Consider the following 18780-nt stretch of genomic DNA (forward strand, 5'->3'; position numbering starts at 1 on the left):
GCCGCATGACTCATGGAATCGAGCACAACCCCGCCCGTTGAGCGCCCCGGAAGAGCGCGAAGCGCTCACCCCCCGGCCCTCGTTGCACTCCTACGCTCTGCGCCTGCAACGCGCGGAACCCGATGGGCGGCTCCCTGAGAGGGGATACGCGCTGCCCGGTCCCCCCGCGCCGAAACGCAGGTTCGTCCGCAATTGGCGTGCGGCCCGCGCGGCTGTGGCGGACCTGCTGAGACCGCTGCTCGTCGCCCCCGACGCTGTCCTGGCTGCCGCGGAGGCCGAACTACGGATCGCCGCGATGGAGCCCGCGGTGAGGGACGGCCATGTCCTTTCCGCTGTGCGTGACGTGGTGCTGGAGGACGAGAACCGGGCGCGTGCGCTCGGGCGGTGCCTCGCACGTACGGGAAGCAGCCCTGCGGCCGTCTGCGTCGGCCTTGCTCTGCTGGCCCGGCTCGGTGAGCCGGCGGACGTGCCGTACCTCAAGACTCTCGGCGGCTTGCGCGACTTCGAGAGCCCGGCCGTGTACGCGCTCGACACCATCGACCGGCAGGCCGCGGCCCTGGTGTGGCTGGGGCATCACGCGAAGGGGCCGGAGCTGCGAGGGCTGGTCGCCGCGCTTGTGGCGGAGGACCGCACCGCTGTGCGCAGGGGACTGGCGGCGGTTCCCCGGGATCCCGGCATCGTGCGGCCCGAGACCGCGCGCAGGATCGTGGAGGCGGTGCGGCCGGCCGGCATTCTGGATGCGGGAGAGGTGGAGCTGCCGTCCATGCGTGGCGAGTTGGCCGCGCGCACCGGGTGGTTGCTGTTCCGCGCGACGAGCCTGCGCGACGACCGGGCCGAGATCCTCTACTGCTCGGAGGCCGTCAGGACGTACGAGGCGTTCGTTTCGTGCGCCGGAGCGCTGAAGCCCACGCTCGACCACTACGGGTTGCTGCTCTCCGCCAAGTTCGAGCTGCACAGTGGCCCGAGCCGGTTGCACGACTGGGGCCCGGGTCGGCGCGAGGCGTTGCTGGCGGAGCTGGAGTCCGTACTGAACCGGCCCGCATGGCAGGGCGTGCTGGAGCCGGGCGCCGAGCCCGCGGAGGGTGGGGACAGGGGCGAGCGCCGACGGTTCGAGTGGGCCCGGCGCAACGCGCGACGGCCGTTGGCGGGGCCCATGGGACCTGTGGGCCCTGCGGACCCTGTGGGGCGGCTCCTGCGGATCGAGACCGTCGTGCGCGATCCGATCGATTCCGACACCGTCGAGGTCCGCATACTGATCGACGGCCGGCCCTTGGTGGCGGAGGTGTTCGGCCGAGGGCCCGCGCACAGCCCGGAGTGGCTGTTGGACAGCGGCCGGCTGCGGGCGACGGAAGAGCCGCGGGAGGTGCAGCTCGCGGAGGCGTACTGCACCGAGGGCTGCTGCGGTGCGCTGCACGTCACGATCCGGCGCGACGGTGACGAGGTCGTCTGGTCCGACTGGCGCTGCCCGTCGCCGCCGGCCTCCCCGCTGCACGTGCGTGAGATCCCGGAACTCCGCTTCGACGGAGCCGCGTACGACGCGGAGATCACCCGCGCCGAGAACGACCACACGTGGACGTGGCCGGCCCGCAAGGCCGCCCGGCTGATCGCAGCCGGGCTGCGTGACCGGCCGGATCTGCTCAGCCGCTGGGGCATGGAACTGGGCTGGGTCGGTACGGACTTCCGGGACCCGGACATCACGGCGGTGTGCCTGATGTATGCCGGGGATGACGGCCACCAGAGGCACTGCATGTGGCACATCCCGGAGGACGGCACCCCGCCCGAAGACCGCGCGGCCGACGCGTTGTGCCGGCTCGCCACGGTGGACCCGAGGACGTACGGGGCGTAGCACCCGGTCCACCGTTCGGGTGATCTCCGTCGGGCGGCGATGCGTTGGGGGGCCCGGGGAGCGGGGGACCGGTCCGCTCCCCGGCGTCGGGGCGCGGCGTGTCGCGCCTGCCGGGTTTGGCACAGTGCCGCTCCACGATCAAGAACGGGGTGAGCGGTGTGCAGCAGAGGCTGAGCGATCTGGCGGGTGGTGGAGGCGGTCCCGCCGGTGGGGACCAGCTGAGGCACAGCGACGGGGCGTGGCTGAGGGCGGCCGGGGGCGCGGAAGGGATGGGGGTGCACCTCGGGCCGGTCGGCACGGAGTTGGCGACCGCGCACGAAGGACTGCTCGCGGGGACCGTCGGCCTGAACGCGCTGGCCGAGCTGGGTTCCGTACGCGAGTCGTGGGAGCGGCGCTTCGAGACCGCGCGCCGGGAGTGCGGGTCCCTGGCCGGCAATCTGCGGGCCGTCGCCCGGGCCCAGGGCGAGACGAACGAGACCGTGAAGTCTTCCTTCGCCCCGGTGGCGAGGAGGACGCGGGGGGTCGAGCGATGACGGTGGCGACCTCCGGGCTGACCTGGGCCCAGTTACGGGACCTGAAGTGCGCCGAGTTGGAGGGTGCGGCCGACGGCTGGGGCAAGGCGAGCAACCGGGCCGACGCCGGACGGGACCGGATCGAGAAGCAGCTGCTGACCGGTCTGCGCGAAACCCAGCAGGGCGCGGCGGCGGACGCGGCGGTGGTCAGGCTGCGGCAGCTGGGCCGGAACCTCCAGTACGTGTACACGGAGTGCGGCCTGGTCCGTACGGCCCTGAACAGCCTTGCGCACGAGATGAAGGCCCAGCAGCGGGCGTTGCAGGATGCGTTGGACGATGCGGCGGCGCTGAGGTTCACGGTGCACGCGGACGGTTCGGTGACGTACCCGGAAGCGGGGGAGGGCCTGATCGACGGAAAGCCGTTGGCGGGCGGGACCGCGTCGGTGGGGACGGCGCCGGGGCTGCTGCCGCCGTCGGGGCTGGTGGCCCCGAACCCCAACACGGCCAAGGCGCAGGACATTGCGGACCGGGTGGCGAAGGCGGTGCGGACGGCGGCGGAGATCGACTGGAGGTTCGCGCGGATCCTGCGGAAGCTGAAGGCCGAGGAGGGCCTGAAGGTCCCGGACCGGACGTGGACGGACGCGGCGGGGGACGCGGCTGCGGTCCGGGACGCGGCACGGGGCTACCTGAAGTCGGGCATCCCGCACGAGGCGGGTCCGGCGGCGCGGCGGGAGTGGTGGGCGGGCCTGACGGACGAACAGCGCGAGGAGTACCTCGCTGTCTACCCGGACCAGATCGGCAACCTGGACGGCATCCCGGCCCTGGTCCGCGATACGGCGAACCGGGACAACCTGCAGCTGTTGATCGGCAAGTTGGAGGGGCGGGACGGTGAGCGGGCGGAGACGCAGTTGGCGGGGCTGCGGGAGATTGACCGGCAGTTGCAGGCGGGGCGGCAGCCGCCGATGTATTTGCTCGGCATCGGCGATGAGGGGAACGGGCGCGCGATCGTTTCTTACGGGAATCCGGATACTGCGCGGAATGTTTCGGCTTATGTGCCGGGGTTGAATACGTCGTTGGATGCGGATTTTGCGCGAAATGATCTCAAGCGGGCCCGGGATACTGCTATCGGTGCAAGAGAGATGGACCCGAATTCATCGACTGCCTCGATCGTGTGGCTTGGTTACGACGCTCCACAGACATCAGCCGATGATGCCATGGGGAATCTGGATGTCATGGGTGAGTCGAACGCCAAGGCCGGCGCTGCTTCCTATAACAGATTCATGGCTGGGGTTGCCGCGACGAACGAACATGGGGACCCTCATGTGACGGCGATTGGACACTCCTACGGTTCGCTGACCGTTGGCCTAGCTGCTCAACAGAGAGGTGGAATCCCCGGAGCGGACGATGTGGTTCTGGTCGGAAGTCCAGGAACGGGTGCGAGTTCTGCGGAGGAGCTTGGTGTTGGGAAGGATCACGTATTCGTAGGAGCGGCCGAGAATGACCCTGTGACGAAGTTGCCTAACAGCCGAGAGGCGAGTGGCCTGGGAGCTGGGGCCGCAGGCGGGGCATCAGCGGGGTTTGCATTGGGGATGGGGGCGGGGCCCGTGGGGGCAGTGGTTGGTGGCGCGGTGGGAGGCATCGCTGGCGGGGTGGCGGGGTATGCGGCTCAGGACGCGCAGAGCGAAGAAAGCGACGTCTGGTTTGGTACTGATCCTGCGCATCGTGATTTCGGCGCAAATAGGTTCGCCGTAAGCGATGGGCCTCGGCTGCTGGAGCGAGGCCATAGCCCCACTGAGGCGCACTCGAATTATTTCGACCCGGCCAAGGATCAGATGTCTGCAGACAACATTGCGAGAATCGTGGCAGGGAAATCGGAAGACATTGAACGGGAGCGGCCCAGGTGAAGTTCAGAATGATTATCGCGTCAGTTGTCGCGCTGCTCCTTTCGGGCTGTGCTTCGACGAAGGACTTGCAGGTTACAAGTACCGAAGGAGGGCGAAGCGGAATGAATATGCAGGAAGCTGCGGATCGAGCGGACGAGATCCTCGACAGGACGTTTTCTGGTATCAAGCCGCCGGTTCAATGGGTGCATGGTGAGTCGACAGAAGGGGGCTGCGACGTGTCTCGCAGGAGGGCAGTTACTACGGTGATTTCGGAGAAACGGAGAGGGGGTTTTCTGGGTGTGGTGGAACGCGAATGGAAGGAAGCTGGATACCGGCAGCTTGGAGTTAATGCGAACTCTGCGAGCCCGGCAACCTATTTTGAGACGCCGGATGGGTTCCGAGTGAGACTCCTCATTGGCGGAGGTGGGCAAGCCTTCTTCGAGGCAGCAACGCCTTGCGTGGATCGGTCCTCAGTCTCCATGCCCGCCCCGCCGCCCGGCGGGGCGGAGCACGTCGGCGAGCCTGTGCCCGCCCCCAACGTCCACTCCGACTTCTGGTCCGCCGGCGCCCCCTGACGCCGCTTCCCTGCCCCCAATGACCGTAACGGCATGGTCGGTGGGGGTAAGGGATGGTCGTGACCGGATGTTGAGTCCGGCTTTGGGCCCTGGGGCCTATGCCGAACCCCGCAGTGTTGTGGTCGCATACGGATGCCGGGGGAACCATCGCTGCGCCTGCTCACAAAGCTGGGAGACTCGTCGTGTCTGGCATAGGAGAAGCGTTACCGGGTGGTGCTGACGTATGCGCCCCCGAAGTCAGTCCGGGCAGGCAGTCGCTGTCGCGCCCCTTGCAGGCCGTGCTGATTCTCGTCCGATTGCTCTTTGTCGTCACCATCGTGGGCGCGTTCAACGCGCTGCTCGTGGCCTCGTCGGTCGACGCGGTGGACGGTCGGCTGCTTGGCATGGTGCTGTACACCGTGCTGCCCGGCATCACCGGGTTCGTGTTGTCGCTGTATGTGCGGACCGGTGGCGTCCGGGTCTGGCGCGGGCTGCTCGCCGTGCACGGCTGGCTCGCGCTCGGTGCGCTGGCGACGCTCAACGATGCGGGCAGCAACCGGGGCGTGACGCCACTGGTTCTGCCCGTCGTCGTTCTCGTCCTCCTGTCCAGGCCCAGGGCGCGTGGATGGTTCAGGCTCGCGCCCGAACAGCGCGCTGAGCACCGGCCGTTCAGTTTCCCCCGGATGATCAAATGGCGTTTGGACACCGGGCAGTCCGCGCTGGAGTACGTGGGCCTGATCCTCGTTGTCGCGGCCCTCGTCGGTGGGCTCGTTGCCACGGGGATGGGCGGGCAGATAGCCGGCCGATTCGGCAATGCCATCTGTCAGGTGACCGGCGGTTCCTGCTCGTCCTCCGGGTCCGTCGCCGACGGCCGCAATGCCGGTAAGGGAAGCGGCAACGGCAGCGGCGCCAGTTCCGGGGCCGGGTTCGAAGGCGCCACCGTGGCCGGGGGAACTGACTCGGGCGGGTCCGAAGCGACCGGTGGCAGCGGCTCCGGCGGCAACGGCAACGGCAATGGCAATGGCAATGGCGCGGGCGGAAGTGGGTCCGGCGGAAGCGGGTCCGGTGGTAACGGTGCCGGCGGCTCCGGGACCGGTGGCAGCGGCGCCGGTGGGGCCGGCGCTTCCGGTGGCTCCGATACCGCCGGCGCGGTCGGTGGTTCGGATGAATCCGGCGGTTCTTCTTCAGCGGTCGACGCGGGTAGACAAGCTTCGACCACGGGATCCACCGGTGGCTCCGACGGCAACTTCTTCACCGGTCTCGTGGGCGGCGACGGTCTCCTGGGCGATGTCACCGGGGCCATCGACACGATCGCGCACCCCGTCGACACCGCCACGAGCGTCGTCGACCAGTACGCCCAGGCCGCGGACAGGTCGGGCGGCAAATGGGGCAAGGGCCAGTACGTGGCCGCCGCGTGGGACGTGGCCAAGGGGTCCGGTGGGGTCGGTGGCGCGCTCACCGGTCTGCCTGGGTCGGGTACGCGCGTCGAGTCGTCCGTACGGGACTCGGAGCGGCAGTACCTCAACGACCGCATCCCGAACGGGTCCAGCGCCGCAGGCCGGAAGGCGTGGTGGGACGGGCTGACGCAGCAGCAGCGCGATCGGTACCTGGAGCTCTCCCCGGACCGGATCGGCGGTCTGGACGGCATTCCGGTGGCGGACCGGGACACGGCCAACCGCCGGAACCTCCCGGGCCTGATCTCGGAGCTGGAGGGCCGCAGCGACAAGAAGTCGCAGGAGCAACTGGCCGGGCTCCGTGAGATCGACCGGCAGTTGAAGGAGGGCAGCCAGCCCCCGATGTACCTCATCGGCATCAGCGACGAGGGCAACGGGCGGGCGATCGTGGCCTACGGGAACCCCGACACCTCGCAGAACGTGTCGGCGTACGTACCGGGGCTGAACACCTCCCTCGACGAGGAGTTCGCGAAGAACGACCTCAAGCGCGCCCGTGACACGGCGATCGGCGCCCAGGGTTACGACCCGTCGAGCGCGGCGATCGTCTGGCTCGGGTACGACGCTCCGCAGACTCCGGACGGCTGGCAGAGCCTGGCCGTCGCGGGTACCGGCCGGGCGGAGAAGGGCGGCGCGGCGTACGACGACTTCATGGGCGGCATCGCGGCCACCAATCAGAACAAGGATCCGCACCTCACGGCGATCGGGCACTCCTACGGTTCCCGCACCGTCGGCGCCGCGACCCAGCGCCTCGGCGGGATCCCGGGGGTGGACGACATCATCCTGGTCGGCAGCCCAGGGGTGGGTGTGGACCAGGCCGTGGACCTCGGGGTCGGTGCCGCACACGTCTACGTCGGAGCGGCCGCCAACGACCCGGTGACCAAGCTCCCGTCCAAGACGCAGACGGTCGTGGGTTCGCTCGGGATGATCCTGGGCGGGCCGGCCGGTGCGTACCTGGCAGGGGACCTGGCCGATCCGGGCGATGACGACCTCTGGTTCGGCAAGGACCCGGCGAGCAAGGCCTTCGGGGCCGTACGGTTCCCCGTGGCCCCCGGCCAGCCACTCGTCAGCGGTGACGGTCTGAGCTTCGACGCACACTCGAACTACTTCAACCCGGCACGGGACGCCATGTCCGCCGACGCCATTTCTCTTATCGTGTCGGGACACGCTGACCGGCTCAAGATGGAGGAACAGCGATGAGCCGAAGGTTCCAGATCGTCGTCGTGGCTCTGGCTGTCGGCTTCACGCTGTCCGCCTGCGGGAGTGAGGAGGGCCCGTCGGGAGCGGCGGGCACCACCGTCACCGAGAGCCCCAAGGGCACCAAAGGCACCAAGGGGAACAGCATGGACATGCAGGAGGCCGCCGAGCGGGCCGACGGCATGCTCGACGCCGTACTGAAGAAGATCGACCCCGAGGTGCAGTGGGCCCACGGGCCCACGACCAAGGGCAGTTGCGACGTGACCCGCAGGCGCACCGTCATGACCATCGTGTCCGCGGACCGGAGGCAGAGTTTCCTGGACCAGGTCGAGAAGTTCTGGCGGACGAGCGACTACCGGATCAAGGCGAAGAACGACGACGCGGTGTTCCCGGCGGTGTACGCGGTGACGAAGGACGGATTCGGCATCAGCGTGAGCATCCGGGCCAAGGGGCAGGCCTTCTTCGAGGCGGACACCCCGTGCGTGAAGGAGTCGAAGGTCGCCGACTCCGCGTCCAAGCCGAACGGGCCGGCCTACCGGGGTGTCTACCCGCTCCCCAGCCCCAATGTCCGATCCGACTACTGGTCGGTCGGAGCATCCTGAGGGTCGGTCAGCGCGCCGGATGCCCGCCCCCGCGCATCCGGCGCACCGGAGGCCCGGCTCCCGCGCTCCGGCGCATCGGCTGCCCCGGCCCGGCGCATCCGGCGCGCCGGAACGGCCGGAGCGTGACCCCAATGCCTCGCACGACTCGTACACACCGTCGAAAACGCCCATGAACCCTTCCCCGATGGGGGATGGTTGAGGGGTGCGGAAATACTGGATGGCAGGTGGGATCGGCGTCGGCGTCGCCATGTGCTTCGTGGCGCTGCTCGTCGTCGGTACGTACTCCGCCGCCGCCGGCCTCGGGGGCGGCGGGGGTGGGGCCGTGGCCCTGGCCAAGGGGGCCGTGCCGGCCAAGTACCAGCCCCTTGTGCAGAAGTGGGGCAACCTCTGCCCGGCCATCAACCCCGCCCTCCTCGCCGCCCAGCTCTACCAGGAGAGCGGCTGGAACCCGCGCGCGCAGAGCCCGGCCGCCGCTCAGGGCATCGCGCAGTTCATCCCGGGGACCTGGGCCTCGCACGGGGTCGACGGGGACAAGGACGGTGACCGGGACGTCTGGGACCCGGCCGACGCGATTCCGTCCGCGGCTTCGTACGACTGCGAGCTCGCCGGGTATGTGAAGAAGGTCCCCGGGGACCCGACGGACAACATGCTGGCCGCCTACAACGCCGGTGCGTACCGGGTCATCAAGGCCGGCGGGGTCCCCGCCATCTCGGAGACGCAGAACTACGTCAAGATCATCCGCTCCCTGGAGAAGAGCTTCGCCCGGCCCGTCGGGCGGGTGCAGCCCTCCCAGCAGGCCGCGGGCGCCATCTACTTCGCCCAGAAGAAGCTCGGCACGAAGTACCTGTGGGGCGGCAACGGCACCGCGGAGCAGGGCGGACGGTTCGACTGTTCGGGGCTGACCCAGGCCGCGTACCGGACCGTCGACATCGAGCTGCCCCGGGTGGCGAACGATCAGTACAACGCCGGTCCGCACCCCTCGCGCGACGAGCTGCTGCCCGGGGACCTGGTGTTCTTCTCCGACGACCTGGCCAACTCGCGGGCCATTCACCACGTCGGTCTGTACGTCGGGGGCGGGTACATGATCAACGCTCCGTACACCGGTGCCGTCATCCGGTTCGACAAGATCGACACACCCGACTACTTCGGTGCGACACGCGTCACCAAGGACGGTGCCGCCGCCCTTCCGACCGCACAGCCGGCGGCGTGACCGTCGCGCAGAGGTGGCCGGAACTCTCTGTGAAGCCTGGGCCCTGAGCTGCGACGATGAGTCACTCTTCGATAACGTCATGGTGATCATTCGGTAGAGAGTGGAACGCACGCACGGGACGCGTCGTTCTCTGGTTGGACCGGGGCCGCAGCCGTTGACCTAGCGTCGCCCCGACACACGTAAGTGATCGAACCGAATGCGGGGGTTCGTCATAGCGGCGCACATGGGCGTGTGCCACAGGAGCAGACAAGACAAGGCAAGGGGCCGCGGCAGATGGCTGGACTCGCACTGGATGGGTCGAACCCCGATGTCAGCCTGCTCTACGACATCAACGGGCTCGCGAAGTCCGCTCCCACGTGGTTCGACCGGGTCATGGAGTTCGTCGGTGAGTACGGGATCATGCTCGGCATGGTCCTGGTGGTCCTGTGGTGCTGGTGGAGTGTCCGCCGGCGCGGCACGGCCGAGGACTCGGTGACCGCTGTCGCCGGGCTCGTCTGGGCGCCGCTCGCGGCCGGGATCGCCCTGCTGATCAACATCCCGATCCGTGGATTCGTGGAACGGCCGAGACCGTTCAAGGACCACCAGGGGCTGGACGTCCTGGTGGACGGGAAGAACGACTTCTCCTTCGTCAGCGATCACGCCACCATGGCGATGGCCCTCGGCGTCGGGCTCTTCGTGGCGAACCGGAAGTTCGGCATCGCGGCGATCGCGCTCGCCCTGCTGGAGGGCTTCTGCCGGATCTACATGGGCGTTCACTACCCGACCGACGTCATCGGCGGCTTCGCGCTCGGCACGGCCGCCGCGCTGCTGCTCGCGCCGCTCGCGATGATGCTGTTGACCCCGCTGGTGGGCGCCGTCTCGCGGTCCGGCCGGCTGGGCAGGCTGGTCAGGTCGCGCAGCCCGCTCGCGGCGGCGGCCGGGGGCAGCGGCGAGGCACTCGGGATTCCCGAGCCCCGACCCGGGTCGGGCGGGGGCTCGGAGGGTGAGAAGGGCCTGGCGGCCTGAGGGAGACCGAAGGGCCGGGGCGATGCCCCGGTCCGGTCACAGCGATTGCGGGTACGTGAAGAATCCCTCCGGGTCGTAACTCTTCTTCACCTCGCCGAGGCGGGCGACGGCCGAGCCGTAGTAGGCCTTGCGCCAGTCCGTCAGGGCCGGGTCCGTGTAGTTCTGGTAGGCCGCCCTCGATGCGTAACGGCGCAGCGCCGCGTGGGTGTCTTTCAGCCACTTCTGCTGAGCGGTGCCGGCCGTGCCCGGGCGCCAGGCACCGATGTACTGGGCGAGCATCCGTGAACCGCGGTGGACGAACGCGGTGGCCTGTGGGTCGACCCGGTTGACCGCGCCGCCCAGCGCGGTGAGCGCGACCGAGCCTCCGCCGCCCTGGTCCGCGCCGATCCGGGTGAAGGCCTCGGTCCGGTCGAGCAGGGCCTGGACGCCCGCCGGGGGCAGCGAGCGGTCGTAGAAGTCGGACGCCGCCGCGTAGGTCTCGCGCTGGAGCGAACCCTGCGGATCGCGGCCCGGCGTGGTGCCGGGCAGGTGGCACTGGGCGTCGGTGATGCCCGAGCAGCCCGCGTACACGAGCATCGCCTCCTGGTAGCTGCGGCGGCGCAGCGAGACCGAGGACGCGGAGGCGCCGATCCGGTCGGCGAGGCGGTCGACGGCGTTCTGGAGATCGTCGTAAGTGCCGAGGCTGAACGCCGAGACCGACACCGTCGGGTTGCCGCCGCCCGGCCCCGCCGCGACGTGTGCGGCGGACCAGATCTCGTCCGGCTGGTCCGGGCCCCACTCCTGCCAGGCCGTCACCACCGCCCGGGCGCGCGACCAGGGCCAGGACATGTAGGCGGAGACGGTCTGCGGGGCGGGACGGGTACGGAAGCGGAGTTCGGTGACGACCCCGAAGTTGCCGTTGCCCGCGCCGCGCAGCGCCCAGAACAGGTCCGGGTGGTGGGTGGCGTCGGCGGTGAGCGTCCTGCCGTCGGCGGTGACGATCGTCGCGGCCGTGAGGCTGTCGCAGGTCAGGCCGTACGCGCGCGAGGCGACGCCGTGACCGCCGCCGAGAGTCAGACCGGAGATGCCGACCGTGGGGCAGGAGCCGCCGGGGATCGTCAGGCCGTGTGCGGCGAGGCCCTGGTAGACGTCGAGGAGCCGGGCCCCCGCACCGATCGTGCCGTCCCGGTCGACGCTCTTGAGTGACGAGACGTCAATGACCAGGCGTCCGTTGCCACTGGACCAGCCGGCGTAGGAGTGTCCGCCGCTGCGGATGGCGACGGACACGGAGCTGCGGCGGGCGAACTCCAGGCACTCGCGGATGTCGGCCTCGTGCCGGACGTAGGCGACCGCGGCCGGTTTCTGGTCGTCGTAGCGGGTGTTGTAGAGCTGACGGGCGGTCGGATAGGCCGCGTCGTCGGGGCGTACGAGGGAACCGGCGAGGCTCTTGCCCAGGGCCGGCCAGTCCGCCGGAACGGTGGGCGAGGCCGCCGACGGCGTGGCGGGGGAGGGGGCCGCGGACGTGGCCGCCGACGTGGCCGGGGTGGAGCCTCCGGCGGGGGTGCCGGGGCCGGCGCTGTCGCACGCGGTGGCGGTGGCGCCCGTGAGTACGGCCGCGGCGCCGGCGGTCAGGACGGTGCGCCGGTTCGGCAGGGTCATCGGACCTCCGGGGGTGGGGGGAGAGGACGAGGACGGGGACGAGGAAGGGGGAAGACCGGGGGTCAGGCCGTCGTGCGGTGGTCCTCGGCGTCCGTGCGGGCCCGGTCGCGGGACCGGCGGGCCGGTCCTGACCAGCCGCAACTGCAGCGGGCGGTGCAGAACGAGCCGCGCTCGACGGTGGTGGCTTCGTGGGTGGTCCGGGCCGGTGGAACGGCCGGCGGGACCTCGGCGGTGTGTTGGTCGTACACGCCGCCCACGGTACTGGGCGGGGCCCTCCGATGGTGAGGGGTGTGCGAGCGGCGTGACGAGGGGGAGGGGCTGTCGTTATGCGGAACGGGTGGGGGGCACGGGCAGGCGGTCGGCGTTGGGGGTTGGCAGGCGATGGTGGTGCAGCAGCACAGGTCCGGAGGCGGGACGCGCGCTGTGTGCGCCCTCGCCGTGGTGGGCGTGATGGTGGCGGCCGCCGGGTGCGCGGTGGACGGCGGGGGCGGTGCCGCGGCCGACGACCGGTCGGGTCCCGCAGCCGTGGAAGCCGTGCGGCGCGCCGCGGCGGTGCTGGTGGGGGCGGGGCCCGCGGCCGGGAGCGCGGAGGTGGTCACGTCGATGGAGACGGCGGCCGGCGGCACCCGGGTGACGATCCGGGGCAAGGGGACGTACGACTTCCGTACCCAGTCCGGCCTCCTCAAGGTCGTGCTGCCGCAGGACGCGGCGGGCGAGGACGAGCACCGGCCCATCACGGAACTGCTGGCCCCGGGTGCGCTCTACATGATGAACCGCGGTGCCGGGGTGCCCGCGGACAAGTGGGTGAGGATCGACACGACGGCGCTGGCGGACGGCAATCTGGTGACCGGCGGCGTCACCGACCCGATGGCCGCGGCCGAACTGCTGGGCGGGGCGCGCACGGTGACGTACGTGGGTGAGACCGACCTGGCCGGGGTGACGGTGCGGCACTACCGGGGGACCGCCGACATCGCACGTGCCGCGCGCCGCGCCTCGGCTGCCTCGCGGGGTGCGCTGACGGCCGCGGCGAAGGGGTTCCGCACGGACACGGTGCCGTTCGACGCGTATCTGGACGAGCAGGGGCGGCTGCGCAAGGTGCGGCACCGGTTCAGCTTCGCCAACGAGGGGCAGGCGCGGGAGGTGGTGTCGACGACGCTGCTGTACGGGTTCGGGGTGGCGGTCTCCGTACCGCTGCCGGACGCGGGTGACATCTACACCGGCGAGATCGAACAGGGGCGGCGGGAGTGACCGGCCCGGGCCGTCGTTCTCAGCCTCTTCTAGGCATCTGGCGCGGCGAAATGGTCCGTCCGTGCCATGCGCGGTGTGTGTCGCGATCCCTACCCTGGGAAGTCGGCGACGGCAGTGAGAGGTGAGTGACGTGGTGACGCTCAGCCCGCGGACCGTATCGGACCATGTGGCTCTCGCCGAGATCGAGCTGTGCGGGGAGCTGATGATCGCGGCCTCGGCGGCTATCGGGGAGCGGCTGAGTGCGGACCGTATCGACGAGGTGCTCGACGTCAAGGTGATCACCGAGCGCACCACCGTCCCCCGGCAGGCGAACCACCGGGGGTGACGGGGTGGGCGGCGGGTGCGGGCCGAGGCCCTGATCAGGTGCGCAGCAGCCGGGCGATGGCCTTGGTGGCCTCCTCGACCTTCGCGTCGATCTCCTCGCCGCCCTTGACCGCGGCATCGGCGACGCAGTGGCGCAGGTGCTCCTCCAGGAGCTGGAGCGCGAAGGACTGGAGCGCCTTGGTGGACGCCGACACCTGGGTGAGTATGTCGATGCAGTAGACGTCCTCGTCGACCATGCGCTGCAGGCCGCGGATCTGGCCCTCGATGCGGCGCAGGCGCTTGAGGTGCTCGGCCTTCTGGTGGTGGTAGCCGTGGATCCCCCGGTCGTGGTCGGTCACGACCGCTTCGGCGGGAGCCGTGGCGTCGGCCGTGTCCGTGCCGTCCGTCGCGTCCGGCGCCCGATCCGCCTCGGTGGTGGTCATTGCTGCCTCCCGTTTTCCCTTTACCCTGCCGTTTATATACCCCTAGTGGGTATACCTTAACGAATTCAGCTGAAACGTGACCGGGGCCCCGTGCTGATCACTGTGCCTGATGCGCGACACTGAAGAATGCCGGTTAGCCGTGGCCGGATGATGCGCCTAGCATCAGCCTGACCGAATCCAAAGCACCCCGAGGACCCCACGTGCGCTTTCGTCTGACCCCCAGGGAGACGAGCTTCTACGACATGTTCTCCGCATCCGCGGACAACATCGTCACGGGCTCGAAACTCCTCATGGAACTGCTCGGGGCGGATTCTGCCTCCCGAGTCGAGATCGCGGAGCGCATGCGGGCAGCGGAGCACGCGGGGGACGATGCCACCCACGCGATCTTCCACCAGCTGAACTCCTCATTCATTACGCCGTTCGACCGCGAGGACATTTACAACCTCGCCTCGTCGCTCGACGACATCATGGACTTCATGGAGGAGGCCGTCGACCTGGTCGTTCTGTACCAGGTCGACGAGCTCCCGAAGGGTGTCGAGCAGCAGGTCGAGGTGCTGGCACGGGCGGCCGAGCTGACAGCTGCGGCCATGCCGAACCTGCGGACGATGGACAACCTCACCGAGTACTGGATCGAGGTCAACCGCCTGGAGAACCAGGCCGACCAGATCCACCGCAAGCTGCTCGCCCAGCTCTTCAACGGCAAGTACGACGCCATAGAGGTGCTGAAGCTGAAGCAGATCGTGGACGTGCTGGAAGAGGCTGCCGACGCGTTCGAGCACGTCGCGAACACGGTGGAGACCATCGCGGTCAAGGAGTCCTGAACCACGTGGACACCTTTGTACTGGTCGTGACCATCGGCGTCGCGCTCGGCTTCACGTACACGAACGGCTTCCACGACTCGGCGAACGCCATCGCCACGTCGGTCTCCACCCGGGCACTCACCCCACGAGCGGCACTGGCCATGGCGGCGGTGATGAACCTCGCCGGCGCCTTCCTCGGCAGCGGGGTCGCCAAGACCGTCAGTGAGGGCCTGATCGCGACGCCCGAGGGCGACAAGGGGATGGGAATCCTCTTCGCCGCACTGGTCGGCGCGATCATCTGGAACCTGATCACCTGGTACTTCGGCCTGCCGTCGTCGTCCTCCCATGCCCTGTTCGGCGGAATGGTCGGCGCGGCGCTCGCGGGCGGGACGCTGGTGCACTGGAACGGGGTGCTCGACAAGGTCGTCATCCCGATGTTCATCTCGCCGGTGATCGGCCTGGTGGTCGGGTATCTGGTGATGGTCGCCATCATGTGGATGTTCCGGAAGTCCAACCCGCACAAGGCCAAGCGCGGTTTCCGGATCGCGCAGACGGTCTCGGCCGCGGGCATGGCGCTCGGTCACGGTCTGCAGGACGCTCAGAAGACGATGGGCATCGTGGTGATGGCCCTGGTCATCTCGGGCCACGAGACGTACAGCGACCCGATCCCGGTCTGGGTGAAGCTCGTCTGCGCGCTGATGCTGTCGCTGGGTACGTACGCCGGTGGCTGGCGCATCATGCGGACGCTCGGCCGGAAGATCATCGAGCTGGACCCGCCGCAGGGCTTCGCCGCGGAGACGACGGGGGCGTCGATCATGTTCGGCTCGGCGTTCCTGTTCCACGCGCCGATCTCGACGACGCATGTGATCACCTCGGCGATCATGGGTGTGGGCGCTACCAAGCGGGTGAACGCGGTTCGCTGGGGTGTCGCGAAGAACATCATCCTGGGGTGGTTCATCACGATGCCTGCCGCGGCGCTGGTCGCAGCGGCGAGCTACGGGATCGTCCTGCTGCTGTTCGGCTGACCGCCGGCCCGCACACCGTACGAACGGGTCCGCCCCGCCCTCCGTGAGGAGAGCGGGGCGGACCCTTCGCCTTGTGGTGGCACCGCCATGCAGCACCCCAAGGCCGTCCTGGGAGGGACCGGTCAGCCGAAGCGGCCGGAGATGTAGTCCTCCGTGGCCTGGACCGACGGGTTGGAGAAGATGCGTGCCGTCTCGTCGATCTCGACGAGCTTGCCCGGCATGCCGACCGCCGCGAGGTTGAAGAACGCGGTGCGGTCCGAGACGCGGGCCGCCTGCTGCATGTTGTGCGTCACGATGACGATCGTGAAGCGCTCCTTCAGCTCACCGATCAGGTCCTCGATGGCGAGGGTGGAGATCGGGTCCAGGGCGGAGCACGGCTCGTCCATGAGCAGCACGTCCGGCTCGACAGCGATGGCGCGGGCTATGCACAGGCGCTGCTGCTGACCGCCGGAGAGGCCGGAGCCGGGCTTGTTCAGCCGGTCCTTGACCTCGTTCCAGAGGTTCGCGCCGCGCAGCGACTTCTCCACGATGTCGCCCAGGGCGCTCTTGCGGTACTTGCCGTTCAGCCGCAGGCCCGCCGCCACGTTGTCGAAGATCGACATGGTCGGGAACGGGTTCGGGCGCTGGAAGACCATGCCCACCGTGCGGCGCACGGTGACCGGGTCGACGTGCGATCCGTACAGGTTCTCGTCGTCCAGCAGCACCTTGCCCTCGACGCGGCCACCGGGGGTGACCTCGTGCATCCGGTTCAGGGTGCGCAGGAAGGTGGACTTGCCGCAGCCGGACGGGCCGATGAAGGCGGTCACGGAGCGGGGTTCCACGGTCATGGAGATGTCGTCGATCGCCTTGTGGCTGCCGTAGAAGGCCGACAGGCCACTGATGTCGATGCGCTTGGCCATCTGAATCACTGCTTTCTGCTGGCCCTATCGGCCGGTCTTCGGGGCCTTCCAGCGGGCGATGCCGCGGGCCACCAGATTGAGGATCATGACGAAGGCGATCAGGACCAGGGCAGCGGCCCAGGCGCGGTCGTAGGACGCGGCCTCACCGATCTTGTACTGCTCGTAGATGTAGAACGGCAGTGACGACTGGGCGCCTTCGAAGGGGTTCGGGTTGATCAGCTGGCTGCCGAAGACCAGCAGGATGATCGGTGCGGTCTCGCCGGCGATGCGCGCGATGGCGAGCATGACGCCGGTGGCGATGCCGCCGATCGCGGTCGGCAGGACCACCTTCAGGATGGTGCGCCACTTCGGGATGCCGAGGGCGAGGGAGGCCTCGCGGAGCTCGTTCGGTACGAGCTTCAGCATCTCCTCGGTGGAGCGGACCACGACCGGGAGCATCAGGATCGTCAGAGCCAGGGCGCCCATCAGGCCGGAGGGCTCCAGTCCCGCGATCAGCATGATCGAGAGGACGAACAGACCGGCGACGATGGACGGGATGCCGGTCATCACGTCGACGAAGAAGGTGACGGCCTTGGCGAGTGCGCCCTTGCCGTACTCCACCAGGTAGACCGCGGTGAGCAGGCCGAGCGGGGCGGAGATCAGCGTGGCGATGCCGACCTGCTCCAGGGTGCCGATCAGGGCGTGGTAGACGCCGCCACTGGCCTCGGGCCCGAGGACACCGGCCATCGAGTGGGTCAGGAAGTAGCCGTCCAGGCGTTCCGAGCCGCGGCTGATGGTCGTCCAGAGCAGGGAGGCCAGCGGGACGACGGCGATCAGGAAGCAGACCCAGACGAGGCTGGTGGCGAGGCGGTCCTTCGCCTGGCGCCGGTTCTCCACGACGCTGGTCGCGACGTACGAGATCGTGAGGAAGAGCAGCGCGGAGATCAGGCCCCACTGGACGCGGCTGTGCCAGCCGGCGGCCGCGCCGATGCCGGTGCCGAGGGCGATCGACACGGCGGCGAAGCCGAGCGGGGCCAGGCGGGGCAGGGCCCGGCTGCTGAGGCTGTTGGCCGGTGTGGGCGGTGCGGGCGTCGGGCGTTCCTGGACGCTCGTGGATGCATGGCTCATGCGTTGGCCCCCGAGTACTCCTTGCGGCGGGCGATGATGAGCCGCGCGGCGCCGTTGACCAGCAGGGTGAGGACGAAGAGGACCAGGCCGGAGGCGATCAGGGCGTCGCGCCCGAACGCGTCGGCCTCGCCGAACTTCGCGGCGATGTTCTGGGCGAACGTCCCGCCGCCCGGGTTGAGCACGTGCAGCGAGATGAGGAAGCTCGGCGACAGGACCGTGGCGACGGCCATCGTCTCGCCGAGCGCGCGGCCGAGGCCCAGCATCGAGGCGGAGATCACACCGGACCGGCCGAACGGCAGCACCGAGAGGCGGATGACCTCCCAGCGGGTGGCGCCGAGCGCGAGCGCTGCCTCCTCGTTCATCTTCGGGACCTGGAGGAAGACCTCGCGGCTCACGCTGGTCACGATCGGCAGGATCATGATCGCGAGCAGGATGCCGACGGTGAAGAGCGAGCGGGCGACGCCGATCTCGGTCTTCTCGAAGATGTACGTCCAGCCGAAGAACTGGTCGAGCCAGAGGTTCAGGCCTTCGAGATACGGCACGAGGACGAGCGCGCCCCAGATGCCGTAGACGATGCTGGGCACCGCGGCGAGCAGATCGATGACGTAGGCGATCACGCCGGCCAGCTTGCGCGGTGCGTAGTGCGAGATGAACAGGGCGATGCCGACCGCGATCGGAACCGCGATGACCATCGCGATGACCGAGCTGACGACGGTCCCGAAGAGCAGGACGGCGATGCCGAAGACGGGCGGGTCGCCGGCCGGGTTCCAGTCGAAGGTGGTGAGGAAGTTGCCCTCGTCCTCGGAGATGGCGATCGCGGCGCGGTAGCTGAGGAACACGGCGATCGACGCCATGATCACGAGCAGCAGGATGCCCGAGCCGCGGGAGAGGCCCAGGAAGATCCTGTCACCGGCGCGGCCGGTGGACTTGGCGCGGGTGCGCCTGCCCGGCGGGGCCGGTGGAATCTCTGTCTGTGTGGTGGAAGCCATGGTCTTTCCGGTCTGTGTGGGGGAGCTGAGGGGCTCCCCTGGCGGCGGTGCACCGGATGGGGCTGAGG

General features: G+C 69.4%; 17 protein-coding genes. 11 read left to right on the forward strand and 6 right to left on the reverse strand.

Annotated features, from left to right (window positions below; translation table 11 throughout):
• Nucleotides 1-214 precede the first annotated feature (214 nt).
• The 7 genes from SH922_RS21200 to SH922_RS21230 all read left to right on the forward strand — a co-directional run bounded on the left by SH922_RS21200 (nucleotide 215) and on the right by SH922_RS21230 (nucleotide 10260).
• Nucleotides 215-1846 (forward strand): hypothetical protein, encoded by a 1632-nt coding sequence (locus tag SH922_RS21200; protein WP_393059464.1) that lies wholly within the window; start codon nucleotides 215-217, stop codon nucleotides 1844-1846.
• A 158-nt stretch (nucleotides 1847-2004) separates the two neighbouring features.
• Nucleotides 2005-2379 carry a hypothetical protein gene (locus SH922_RS21205; RefSeq protein WP_393059465.1) on the forward strand — a complete coding sequence of 125 codons (375 nt, stop codon included), beginning with the start codon at nucleotides 2005-2007 and terminating at the stop codon, nucleotides 2377-2379.
• Entirely contained in the window at nucleotides 2376-4262 is a 1887-nt protein-coding gene (locus tag SH922_RS21210; protein WP_393059466.1) for an alpha/beta hydrolase, read from the forward strand. The genes SH922_RS21205 and SH922_RS21210 overlap by 4 nt, the downstream gene beginning before the upstream one ends.
• Nucleotides 4263-5094: 832 nt before the next feature.
• Nucleotides 5095-7446 carry an alpha/beta hydrolase gene (locus tag SH922_RS21215; RefSeq protein WP_393059467.1) on the forward strand — a complete coding sequence of 784 codons (2352 nt, stop codon included), beginning with the start codon at nucleotides 5095-5097 and terminating at the stop codon, nucleotides 7444-7446.
• The gene (locus SH922_RS21220) at nucleotides 7443-8045 is read left to right on the forward strand and encodes a hypothetical protein (protein WP_393059468.1); all 603 of its coding nucleotides are present in this window, start codon (nucleotides 7443-7445) and stop codon (nucleotides 8043-8045) included. The genes SH922_RS21215 and SH922_RS21220 overlap by 4 nt, the downstream gene beginning before the upstream one ends.
• A 217-nt stretch (nucleotides 8046-8262) precedes the next feature.
• Nucleotides 8263-9255: an NlpC/P60 family protein gene (locus tag SH922_RS21225; RefSeq protein ID WP_393059469.1), complete on the forward strand. Its 993-nt coding sequence runs from the start codon at nucleotides 8263-8265 to the stop codon at nucleotides 9253-9255.
• A gap of 273 nt (nucleotides 9256-9528) precedes the next feature.
• Nucleotides 9529-10260, forward strand: coding sequence for a phosphatase PAP2 family protein (locus SH922_RS21230; RefSeq protein ID WP_393059470.1), 732 nt, complete (start codon nucleotides 9529-9531; stop codon nucleotides 10258-10260).
• A gap of 36 nt (nucleotides 10261-10296) precedes the next feature.
• Here SH922_RS21230 and SH922_RS21235 read toward each other — a convergent pair whose 3' ends face one another.
• Both SH922_RS21235 and SH922_RS21240 read right to left on the reverse strand, forming a co-directional pair.
• The gene (locus tag SH922_RS21235; protein ID WP_393059471.1) at nucleotides 10297-11898 is read right to left on the reverse strand and encodes an FAD-binding oxidoreductase; all 1602 of its coding nucleotides are present in this window, start codon (nucleotides 11896-11898) and stop codon (nucleotides 10297-10299) included.
• 62 nt (nucleotides 11899-11960) lie between these two features.
• The gene (locus SH922_RS21240) at nucleotides 11961-12146 is read right to left on the reverse strand and encodes a hypothetical protein (RefSeq protein ID WP_393059472.1); all 186 of its coding nucleotides are present in this window, start codon (nucleotides 12144-12146) and stop codon (nucleotides 11961-11963) included.
• 133 nt (nucleotides 12147-12279) lie between these two features.
• Between SH922_RS21240 and SH922_RS21245 the strand changes: the two genes are divergently transcribed.
• Nucleotides 12280-13146, forward strand: a complete 867-nt coding sequence (locus SH922_RS21245) for a hypothetical protein (RefSeq protein WP_393059473.1) — start codon at nucleotides 12280-12282, stop codon at nucleotides 13144-13146.
• 130 nt (nucleotides 13147-13276) lie between these two features.
• Nucleotides 13277-13471: a hypothetical protein gene (locus SH922_RS21250; protein WP_393059474.1), complete on the forward strand. Its 195-nt coding sequence runs from the start codon at nucleotides 13277-13279 to the stop codon at nucleotides 13469-13471.
• A gap of 34 nt (nucleotides 13472-13505) precedes the next feature.
• Here SH922_RS21250 and SH922_RS21255 read toward each other — a convergent pair whose 3' ends face one another.
• Nucleotides 13506-13892 carry a metal-sensitive transcriptional regulator gene (locus tag SH922_RS21255; RefSeq protein ID WP_393059475.1) on the reverse strand — a complete coding sequence of 129 codons (387 nt, stop codon included), beginning with the start codon at nucleotides 13890-13892 and terminating at the stop codon, nucleotides 13506-13508.
• Nucleotides 13893-14092: 200 nt separating this feature from the next.
• Here SH922_RS21255 and SH922_RS21260 point away from each other — a divergent pair, with 200 nt between their 5' ends.
• Both SH922_RS21260 and SH922_RS21265 read left to right on the forward strand, forming a co-directional pair.
• Nucleotides 14093-14713: a DUF47 domain-containing protein gene (locus tag SH922_RS21260; protein WP_148019498.1), complete on the forward strand. Its 621-nt coding sequence runs from the start codon at nucleotides 14093-14095 to the stop codon at nucleotides 14711-14713.
• A 5-nt stretch (nucleotides 14714-14718) separates the two neighbouring features.
• The gene (locus SH922_RS21265; RefSeq protein WP_393059476.1) at nucleotides 14719-15717 is read left to right on the forward strand and encodes an anion permease; all 999 of its coding nucleotides are present in this window, start codon (nucleotides 14719-14721) and stop codon (nucleotides 15715-15717) included.
• A gap of 122 nt (nucleotides 15718-15839) precedes the next feature.
• On the opposite strand, the gene pstB is transcribed toward SH922_RS21265, so the two are convergent.
• From pstB to pstC, 3 genes are read right to left on the reverse strand one after another with little or no spacing between them, the layout of a single operon-like run.
• On the reverse strand, nucleotides 15840-16616 hold the full coding sequence (gene pstB / locus SH922_RS21270) for a phosphate ABC transporter ATP-binding protein PstB (protein ID WP_393059477.1): 777 nt from the start codon (nucleotides 16614-16616) through the stop codon (nucleotides 15840-15842).
• A gap of 24 nt (nucleotides 16617-16640) precedes the next feature.
• The gene (pstA, locus tag SH922_RS21275; protein ID WP_393059478.1) at nucleotides 16641-17723 is read right to left on the reverse strand and encodes a phosphate ABC transporter permease PstA; all 1083 of its coding nucleotides are present in this window, start codon (nucleotides 17721-17723) and stop codon (nucleotides 16641-16643) included.
• Nucleotides 17720-18712, reverse strand: coding sequence for a phosphate ABC transporter permease subunit PstC (pstC, locus tag SH922_RS21280; protein WP_393059479.1), 993 nt, complete (start codon nucleotides 18710-18712; stop codon nucleotides 17720-17722). Before pstC ends, pstA begins: the two co-directional genes overlap by 4 nt.
• Between the last annotated feature and the right edge of the window lie 68 nt (nucleotides 18713-18780).

Source organism: Streptomyces sp. LN549 (assembly GCF_043203805.1).
Taxonomy (GTDB): domain Bacteria; phylum Actinomycetota; class Actinomycetes; order Streptomycetales; family Streptomycetaceae; genus Streptomyces.